11 protein-coding genes are annotated in these 9,058 nt (G+C 68.2%); 6 read left to right on the forward strand and 5 right to left on the reverse strand.

Features of this window, described 5'->3' with window-relative positions:
• The 4 genes from BKG60_RS21665 to purM all read left to right on the forward strand — a co-directional run bounded on the left by BKG60_RS21665 (position 1) and on the right by purM (position 3,990).
• A complete protein-coding gene (locus BKG60_RS21665; protein WP_070947057.1) occupies positions 1-390 on the forward strand; it encodes a sterol carrier family protein in 390 nt (129 codons plus the stop codon).
• A 175-nt stretch (positions 391-565) separates the two neighbouring features.
• Positions 566-1,087 (forward strand): aspartate-alanine antiporter-like transporter, encoded by a 522-nt coding sequence (locus BKG60_RS21670; RefSeq protein WP_120764991.1) that lies wholly within the window; start codon positions 566-568, stop codon positions 1,085-1,087.
• Between the two features lie 187 nt (positions 1,088-1,274).
• Entirely contained in the window at positions 1,275-2,837 is a 1,563-nt protein-coding gene (purF, locus tag BKG60_RS21675; RefSeq protein ID WP_070947055.1) for an amidophosphoribosyltransferase, read from the forward strand.
• 61 nt (positions 2,838-2,898) lie between these two features.
• Positions 2,899-3,990, forward strand: a complete 1,092-nt coding sequence (gene purM / locus BKG60_RS21680; RefSeq protein ID WP_070947054.1) for a phosphoribosylformylglycinamidine cyclo-ligase — start codon at positions 2,899-2,901, stop codon at positions 3,988-3,990.
• An 84-nt stretch (positions 3,991-4,074) separates the two neighbouring features.
• Here the strand turns inward: purM and BKG60_RS21685 are convergent, their stop codons facing one another.
• The gene (locus BKG60_RS21685) at positions 4,075-4,248 is read right to left on the reverse strand and encodes a DUF3073 domain-containing protein (protein WP_019342977.1); all 174 of its coding nucleotides are present in this window, start codon (positions 4,246-4,248) and stop codon (positions 4,075-4,077) included.
• A gap of 265 nt (positions 4,249-4,513) precedes the next feature.
• A complete protein-coding gene (gene ygfZ, locus BKG60_RS21690) occupies positions 4,514-5,608 on the reverse strand; it encodes a CAF17-like 4Fe-4S cluster assembly/insertion protein YgfZ (protein WP_070947053.1) in 1,095 nt (364 codons plus the stop codon).
• Between the two features lie 66 nt (positions 5,609-5,674).
• Here ygfZ and BKG60_RS21695 point away from each other — a divergent pair, with 66 nt between their 5' ends.
• Together BKG60_RS21695 and BKG60_RS21700 are read left to right on the forward strand one after the other, a co-directional pair.
• Positions 5,675-6,553, forward strand: coding sequence for an aminodeoxychorismate lyase (locus BKG60_RS21695; RefSeq protein WP_070947052.1), 879 nt, complete (start codon positions 5,675-5,677; stop codon positions 6,551-6,553).
• A gap of 175 nt (positions 6,554-6,728) precedes the next feature.
• A complete protein-coding gene (locus BKG60_RS21700) occupies positions 6,729-7,094 on the forward strand; it encodes a hypothetical protein (RefSeq protein ID WP_070947051.1) in 366 nt (121 codons plus the stop codon).
• 297 nt (positions 7,095-7,391) lie between these two features.
• Here BKG60_RS21700 and BKG60_RS21705 read toward each other — a convergent pair whose 3' ends face one another.
• The 3 genes from BKG60_RS21705 to BKG60_RS21715 form a co-directional block, all read right to left on the reverse strand.
• Entirely contained in the window at positions 7,392-7,766 is a 375-nt protein-coding gene (locus tag BKG60_RS21705; RefSeq protein ID WP_075909956.1) for a hypothetical protein, read from the reverse strand.
• Between the two features lie 77 nt (positions 7,767-7,843).
• Positions 7,844-8,095 (reverse strand): hypothetical protein, encoded by a 252-nt coding sequence (locus tag BKG60_RS21710; RefSeq protein ID WP_070947050.1) that lies wholly within the window; start codon positions 8,093-8,095, stop codon positions 7,844-7,846.
• Positions 8,095-8,778 carry a heme-binding beta-barrel domain-containing protein gene (locus BKG60_RS21715; protein WP_070947049.1) on the reverse strand — a complete coding sequence of 228 codons (684 nt, stop codon included), beginning with the start codon at positions 8,776-8,778 and terminating at the stop codon, positions 8,095-8,097. Before BKG60_RS21715 ends, BKG60_RS21710 begins: the two co-directional genes overlap by 1 nt.
• Between the last annotated feature and the right edge of the window lie 280 nt (positions 8,779-9,058).

Raw genomic sequence — 9,058 nt, forward strand, 5'->3', positions numbered from 1 at the left:
ATGGCCGCGCGAGGCAGTGTCGATCCGCAAAAGACCGTGGCGGCGGTCACCGCCGTGGCCGACTGGCTACGCGAACCCACCAGGACCGAGCCCACGCGTGCCGAACTGGCCGAGGCGGTCCGCCTGACCGCGCGCACCCTGGCCGCGCTGGCACCGGGAGCCAGCGTCGAGTTGAGGGTGCCGCCCTTCGTCGCGGTGCAATGCATCGAAGGCCCACGTCACACCCGCGGCAACCCACCCAACGTCGTGGAAACCGATCCCCGCACCTGGTTGCTGCTGGCCACCGGGTTGCTCGATCTCGACGCGGCCGGAGCGGCCGTGCAAATGTCGGGATCGCGGGCGTCCGAGGTGGCCCGGTGGCTGCCCTTGGCGCGCATCGATGCCGAATGAACGGTGGATAGCCCTGCACCCCAGTGTAAGTGGAATCGGCGGTTGCGCCGTGTAGAGCAGCGGATCCCGATACTCCGACGAGGACACTGCCACCCCAGCGGCGCCGCGCATCGTCGGACGCCTCTACCGGGTCGAAACCGCGGCGGGCCAGACGGTCGGGCGGGTCCAGGACGGGTTGGCCGACGCGACGGTGACCGAGCAGGTCTCGCGGGGCGGCAAGCCTGTCGAACTTCGACCCGACCTCGAATTGGCCGCCGGTGACCACGTCCTCGTCGTGGGCCTGCGCGACAACCTCGTCCACGTCGGTGAACGCATCGGCGAGGAGCTCGGCGGAGACGACGCCACGCTGGACATCGACATCGTCGCCGGCTTCCTCCTCGGCGGCCTGGTCCGGCAGGTCGCCGACATCCCGCTCACTCTCGGCACCGGCGGAGGCTGCCTGCTCACGGGCCTGCTGTTCGGTTGGGTCCGCTCCAAGCGGCCCACCTTCGGCCAGTACGACCCGGGCGCGGCCGACGTGATCAAGCGATCGTCTACGCCTTCTCCAACGTGGCGCTGCCGCTGCTCGGTCCCGTCGTGGTGGCCATGGCCCACGCCCTGGGTGGCTGACGGCATCCGTCGGGAACCCGTTCTGTGCGGGGCGCATCCGCCGGCGACGCCGAAATGCGATATTTATCACGATCTGTCGTCACTGTGAGCTGCACGCGTCGTTCGCCTACCGGTGCGCGGAAGTTCGCCTGGGCCTTTCGGATTCGGCACCCGGCCCATTGCCGGCCGGGCAGGCGAATTCCGCTTCGGACACGGCGATGGATTCCGCTGCACACCCGAGTTGACCGTAGACTCGGTTACGTCACCAAACCGCCCGCCCCGGGAGCAGCCCTATCGTGACTGGTCAGCAACTCGACGACGAGAACGAACCGCGCGAGGAATGCGGCGTATTCGGGGTCTGGGCCCCAGGCGAAGACGTCGCCAAGCTCACCTACTACGGCCTGTACGCCCTGCAGCATCGCGGCCAGGAGGCGGCGGGCATCGCCGTGTCCGACGGTTCGCAGATTCTGGTGTTCAAAGATCTCGGCCTGGTCAGTCAGGTGTTCGACGAGCAGACACTGGCAGCCATGCCGGGCCACGTCGCCGTCGGCCATTGCCGCTACTCCACGACCGGTTCCACCACCTGGGAAAACGCCCAGCCGGTATTCCGCAACACCGCTGCCGGAACCGGTGTCGCACTCGGCCACAACGGCAACCTCGTCAACACCGCCGAACTGGCTGCCCGGGCCCGCGAAGCCGGACTGATCGAGATGAAGGGCGCCCCGGCCGCCACGACTGACTCCGACATCCTGGGCGCGCTGCTGGCCCACGGCGCCGCCGACGCGACCCTGGAGCAGGCCGCCCTGGAGCTGCTGCCCACCGTGCGCGGCGCCTTCTGTCTGACCTTCATGGACGAGAACACCCTCTACGCCGCGCGTGACCCGCACGGGGTGCGCCCGCTGGCGCTCGGCCGGCTCGACCGGGGCTGGGTGGTGGCCTCGGAAACCGCCGCGCTCGACATCGTCGGCGCCTCGTTCGTCCGCGACATCGAACCCGGCGAACTGCTGGCCATCGACGCCGACGGCGTGCGATCCACCCGGTTCGCCAACCCCGAACCCAAGGGCTGCGTGTTCGAGTACGTCTACCTGGCCCGCCCCGACAGCACGCTGGTGGGCCGCTCGGTGCACGCCACCCGTGTCGACATCGGCCGCAGACTGGCCCGCGAGTACCCGGTCGACGCCGACCTGGTGATCGGCGTCCCGGAATCAGGAACTCCGGCCGCGGTCGGTTACGCACAGGAATCGGGCATCCCGTTCGGGCAGGGCCTGATGAAGAACGCCTACGTGGGCCGCACCTTCATCCAGCCGTCCCAGACCATTCGGCAGCTCGGTATCCGGCTCAAGCTCAACCCGCTGCGCGAGGTGATCCGAGGCAAGCGCCTGATCGTCGTCGACGACTCGATCGTGCGCGGCAACACCCAACGGGCGCTGGTTCGGATGCTGCGTGAGGCCGGGGCGCTGGAGGTCCACGTCCGGATCGCCTCGCCGCCGGTGAAATGGCCGTGCTTCTACGGCATCGATTTCGCCACCCCGGCCGAACTGATCGCCAATGCGGCCTCCGCCGAACATCCCGGCGAGATGCTGGAGGCCGTGCGGCACGCCATCGGCGCCGACAGCCTGGGCTACATCTCCCAGCAGGGAATGATCGCGGCCACCGAGCAGCCGCCGACCCGACTGTGCTCGGCCTGTTTCGACGGGGTCTACCCGATCGAGCTGCCGGGGGAGACCGCGCTGGGCAAGAACGTCGTCGAGCACATGCTGGCGTCTGCGCACGCGAGGAGCGAAATGGCCCCAGCGGCCCGCACCGGCACCCCGCGGCAGGCCGACAACGACAACGCCTCGGCCCTGCGCAGGCCTTGAGGGGCTCTTAACGCCTCCTGCGCTGTACCCCCGCAAGAGCGGGGCGGTAGCCTTGCTTGCGATGACTAAGGGCGCCGAACAGCACGGCATCGCCGAACACAACAGCATTTCGTACGCGTCAGCCGGGGTCGATATCGAAGCCGGAGACCGCGCTGTTGAACTCTTCAAACCCCTCGCCGCCAAGGCGACCCGCCCGGAGGTCCGGGGCGGCCTGGGTGGCTTTGCCGGTCTGTTCGCGTTACGCGGCGGCTACCGCGAGCCGGTGCTGGCGTCCTCGACCGACGGAGTGGGCACCAAGCTGGCGGTCGCGCAGGCCATGGACAAGCATGACACCGTCGGGGTGGACCTGGTTGCCATGGTGGTCGACGACCTCGTGGTGTGCGGTGCCGAGCCCCTTTTCCTGCAGGACTACATCGCCGTCGGCCGGACCGTCCCCGAGCGGGTCGCCGCGATCGTGTCCGGCATCGCCGAGGGCTGTGTCCAGGCCGGCTGCGCCCTGCTGGGGGGAGAGACGGCCGAACACCCCGGTCTGATGGAACCCGACCACTACGACATCTCCGCGACCGGTGTGGGCATCGTCGAGGCCGACAACGTGCTCGGGCCCGACCGGGTCCGGCCCGGCGACGTGATCATCGCCATGAAATCCAGTGGACTGCACTCCAACGGCTACTCCCTGGCCCGCAAGGTGCTGCTGGAGATCGACCGGATGAACCTGGCCGGCCACGTCGAGGAGTTCGGCCGCACGCTCGGTGAGGAGCTCCTGGAACCGACCCGCATCTATGCCAAGGACTGCCTGGCGCTGGCCGCTGAGACCCAGGTGCGCACGTTCTGCCACGTCACCGGCGGCGGCCTGGCGGGCAACCTGGAACGCGTGGTGCCCCACGGGCTGACCGCAGAACTGGATCGCGGTACGTGGACACCGGCGCCGGTGTTCCAGATGATCGCCCAGCGCGGACGCATCGAGCGTGCCGAGATGGAGAAGACGTTCAACATGGGCGTCGGGATGGTCGCGGTGGTGGCGCCCGAGGACACCGACCGCGCGCTGGCCATCCTGACCGCACGGCACCTGGACTGCTGGACGCTGGGAACCGTCAAGAAGGGCGGCAAGGACAGTGTGCGCGCCCAGCTGGTGGGACAGCATCCGCGGTTCTGAAGCAGTTAGACAAGGTCGCGCCGGTAAGCGTCATGCGCAACCAGCGCGACCCGTGTCTAAGTTCTGGGACGGAATGCAGGCGGCTCAGCGCCGCCAGTCATCCTCACCCGACCATTCGTCGGCGTCGTCATTGACGTCACCGGAATCGGGAGATCCCGACAGCTCACGTTGGAGCTGACTGAAGTCGGTGTTGGGTGAGCTGTACTTCAACTCACGTGCCACCTTGGTCTGCTTTGCCTTCGCCCGGCCGCGGCCCATGGGGGGACCCCCTCGCGCAATAACGGAGCGGCCCAATTGCTAGGCGGCTCCGATCTGTGTGTCTTTATTGTCCTGCCAACACTTTACCGTGCCTGCCCGCGAAGTGCTGTCAGGCCCTGCCTCACGGTGCGCGGCTGGGACCCGGGCTGCGGTGCGTCGTTGCACAGCAACACGACCATCTCCAGGATCGCGGCATCCGCGCAGAGACGGTCGTCACGTCGTCGGTGACCGAGTGAGTTTACGTGCTCCTGTGCAGTTCCACGGCCTAACGCCCGCGGAGACGGTCGACCGCCGCGCGCCCGGCTCCGGCCGTGGCATCGGCTCCCGGCATGGAATCCGGGTCGATCACGGCCGGTGCCTGTGCCTCAGCCCCGGCGATCAGCGCGGTGTCGGCCGGCAAACCCCGTTTGAGCAGCGCCAACGCGATCGGGCCTTCGTCGGCGTGCTCGACGACCGTGCCGATTCGGCCGACATTGCGTCCGCCGGCGGTCACCGTGTCGCCGGTCACCGGCCGGTCGGCGGAGCCGTCGAGTTGCAGGATCACCAGCATCCGGGGCGGTTTGCCCAGGTTGTGCACCCGCGCGACTGTCTCCTGGCCGCGATAGCAGCCCTTGTCGAGATGGACCGCCCCGACCCCGGGGCCACCGATCCAGCCGACCTCATGCGGAATGGTCCGCTCATCGGTGTCCACACCCAAGCGAGGCCGACCGGACGCCACGCGGTGCGCCTCGTAGGCCCAGATGCCGGCCGGCCGCACACCGGCGGCGGTGAGCCGCCCGATGTATTCGGCCGTCGCCGCGCGCGGCACCACCAGGTCCAATTCCATGCCGGGGGCGGGCAGTCGGCGCAGGAACCCACCGCCGGGCAGCGCCACCGCCGTCGCTTCCTGCGGCAACTCCTCGATGGCCAGGGCCTTGAGGACCTGCTCATCGGCGAGCCCGGGCCCCAGAAGTGAGAGCACCGCCAGATCCGCGGGCTCGATCTGCACGTCGGACCAGAACACCATCTTGCGCAGATAAGCCAGCAGCGGTTCGCCCCGCCACGGTTCGGTGTCCACGTAGGTGGTGCCGTCCAGGTCGGCCTGGATCCAGTGATCTTCGACACGGCCCTGCAAATCCAGGCTCAGGTTCTCGGTGACGGCGCCGTCCGGCAGTGCGCTGACGTGCTGGCTGGAGATGCTGTGCAACCAGGTCTGACGGTCCTTGCCGGTCAACGTCAGCACCGCCCGGTGCGATCGGTCCACCAAGACCGCGTCTCGCGCTGCGGCCCGCTGTTCACCAAGTGGATCTCCGTAATGCCAGACGGCGCCGGAGTCGGGACCGGCCTCAGGAGCCGGAACTGCTGACGGTAGTGCAGTCATAGGCCAACTGTACGTTTGTCGCTCTTCGCCCAAGCCGGCCGCGGGCGCAAACTACGCTGTGGCCCCATGGCAAGCCAACCAGCCGTGCTGATCACCCTGGACGGGCAGATCCACGACCCCGACACCCCGCTGCTGCATGCCGACGACCTGGCTGCCGTGCGTGGAGATGGAGTTTTCGAGACGCTGCTGGTGCGTGACGGCAGACCCTGCCTGTTGGAAGCCCACCTGGGCCGGTTGCGCCAGTCCGCCAAGATGTTGGACCTGCCCGAGCCTGACCTGCCGGCTTGGCGCGCGGCGGTGGCGCTGGGGGCCGAGCGCTGGGCCGAGGACAACGACGGCGACGGGGTGCTGCGCCTGGTGTACAGCCGTGGGCGGGAGAGCGGCGGATCACCGACCGCATTCGCCACCATCGGTGCCCTGGCCGAGCGGGTGGCCAGGGTGCGGCGCGAGGGGCTGGCGGCGATCACCCTGGACCGGGGGCTCCCCTTGAATGCCAGTGACATGCCGTGGCTGGCAGCCGGCGCCAAGACCCTGTCCTATGCGGTCAACATGGCTGCGCTACGGCATGCCGAGCGCCACGGGGCGGGTGACGTGATCTTCGTCAGCTCCGATGGTTACCTCCTGGAGGGGCCGCGTTCCACCGTGGTGATCGCGACCGAAGGCGACGACGGGCAGCCGCTGCTGCTCACCCCGCCGCCGTGGTATCCGATCCTGCGCGGCACCACTCAGCAGGCTCTGTTCGAGGTGGCTCGCAACAAGGGCTACGACTGCGACTTCCGGGCTCTCAGGCCATCGGATCTTCTTACCGCACAAGGGGTTTGGCTGGTGTCCAGCATAACCCTCGCGGCCCGCGTGCATACGTTGGACGGGCAGCCGCTGACCGATGCGCCGCTGGCCGCCGACGTAGCCGGCCTGGTCGATGCGGCGATTGTCAGCGATCGCTGACCGTTGTTCGCTCGGCCGACGGCGGGCCCACCTTGCCTGGGCTTTTATGGTCCAGAGATCAAATGTGAGTAGTCGGCACACCCGTCGCCGGCAAAGCGTAGGGTCCTTCATGTCGGCGCCGGCGGCGTTTTCCCTCGAATATGAACGGCCGGCGTCCTGAAGGAAGTGTGACGCCATGGCGATACCGCATATTCAGAAATCGCAATTCTTGATTGCCGGCGGGTTTTCACTCGTGATCGCCGCCGTACCCGCGCTTGCCGTCTCCCCGGCGATGCCCGGTTCGAACCCGGTGCAGTCGGTCGCGAGCTGTGAACCCGGGGAGGATCTGCGCGGCGGAGTCTGCGTGCCGGTGGGTCCAGATGGCCCACAAGCCGGTATACCGGGTAACCCCGATCTGCCGGCTGTGGACATACCCGGTGGCTCCATCCCGTGCACCGGCGCCAACACCGGTGAGTGCATCGGCCTCACCGAGAGTGGTGAAGGGCGGGAACCCGCGACGCGGCCGACTTCGAAGTTCGGGGATACCCCCGTCGCGCCGTAGTCCGGCCGGTCGGACACGTCCGGCGAACGTCCTTCGCAAAGGCGCTCGCACTGACCGTAAAAATCACTGGCAGCCCCTTCTGGGACGGTGGTAGCTTCGCGGTACACAGGGAAGGAGGTGGTCCGTCAAATTGAGTGACTTATGGACATGTGAGGTGGCTGCCCGCTAGCAGCGCCGGGGTATTGCCTGCGCGCGCTGGCGAATTCCCCGCAGCCACCCGGCCCCCGAGCCTCTCGGTCTGTCCAACCAGGTACCACGGCTCGGGGGTCGCCCCATGTCTGGGGTAGGCCGACTCTGTTACTGCCCTGGCGGTTGTGGCGCCAGTGACTGGCAGGCCTGCATGGCGTCTTCCCACTGGGCCTGGTCCACGCCGGGCGGCGGGGGAGGCGTGGCATCGCCACCAGGCGGCGGTCCGTCCGGTCGGTGTCCGGGCCCGCCGGGATGCTCCGGTCCGCCGGGTGCGCCAGGTGTGCCTTCGGGCGGCGCCGGAATTCCGTGCTCCTGCATGCACTCTCCGAAGGCATCCGGGGTGACTGACCTCGTCGAAGGCACCGATACTGCCGAGGATGCGGGGGACGGGTCCGGCGACTCGGTCGAGGAACATGCGGCCACTGAACCGACCACGGCGAAGGCGGCCAGGCCGCAAAAGGCGGTTCGCAGAATGTGTTTCACGGCATCGACCGTATGAGTCCCCGCTGAGCGCGGGTTATTCGTCGGCTATGCGTCCGCTGTGGGGCGAGTTGTCGTGACTAGCCGCTGGGGCCGGGCGCCAAACTCGAACATGCCTTGGTGGCTTCCTGCCACGTTCGGTCGTCGACTCCGGACGGCGGGCCCGCGATCGGCCCTGGCGCCATCGGCACACCGTGCTCGGACAGGCAGTGCGCATAAGTGCCGTGCTCGGCCGGCGGTGAGACGGGTGCCGGTTGCGGACCCTCGGACGAACATGCACCGAGCAAAGCCGCCGCGGCAAGCAGACCAGCCGCCAACAATGGCCGGCGCATCAGCCGACAATCCGTGACAGTCGGGCCGACAGGTGCGGGACCAGCCCGCCGTCGGCGTCCACCCGTTCCTCCACGTACCCCAGGTCGCCGCCTTCGACGATGCCGTAGAGCCGCTTGGCGCCGCCGACGAGCAACCCGGACTTGCTGCGGGCCAGCGCATCGGTGACCAGCTCCCAGGACGCCTGGGTGAGGGGCTTGCCGTAGAACAATTCGACATAGCCGGCCGAATGGGCCAGCAGCAGTTCGATGGCCTGTGACTCGTCACGGCCGGTCGGATCTTCCGGATCGGTCACGAATCGCCAGTAGCCGGTTTCACGCAGGCCGGGGGAGTCGTATTCACCCGTCTCGGTCAGCCGCCAGGACCGCGAATCCCAGATCAGGTAATCGCCGCCGTCGTGGGAGACCACGATCTGCTGGCCGAACCGGTAGTCGCCATGGGTGTCGCGGCCTTCGCCCTCGCCGCGCCAGACGCCGACCAGCGGCAACAACGCCAGCAACGCATCGTTGAGTTCGACGCCGTCGCGCAAGTTGGCGGTATCGGCGGGCACCGGGAGGTCGTCGAAGACCGGAATGTTACGGGTGGCCGTAGCCTTGGCCCGTTCCGCGGCGGCCGCTATGGCTCTGTCGCCGGAGCCCGGTTCGGGGACAGGGGCCTCGGCTGGAATGTCTCGGTCGGAGGTCACGACTCGTCGGTGACGAGGCGGTACAGCGCGTACAACGCGAACCACGTGATGACCACGACGGCCGCGACGAGCATTATCTCGAAGAAGAGCACCACGGCAGTGAGTCTAGTTCCTTGTCGAAGATGCGGGCGCCCCGGGTCGGGACGCCCTAATCCTCAATCCGTGGACTGACTTGAGTGGTGTGGTTCGACGGTGATTCTGACGGCGGTTTGTGGGGTGGGCAGGATGTAGCCGCTGGTCTGCCCAGCTTTTCCTGTGTGCTTCGGTGGGGCCTGTTCGG

The organism is Mycobacterium syngnathidarum (genome assembly GCF_001942625.1).
Taxonomy (GTDB): Bacteria; Actinomycetota; Actinomycetes; order Mycobacteriales; family Mycobacteriaceae; genus Mycobacterium; species Mycobacterium syngnathidarum.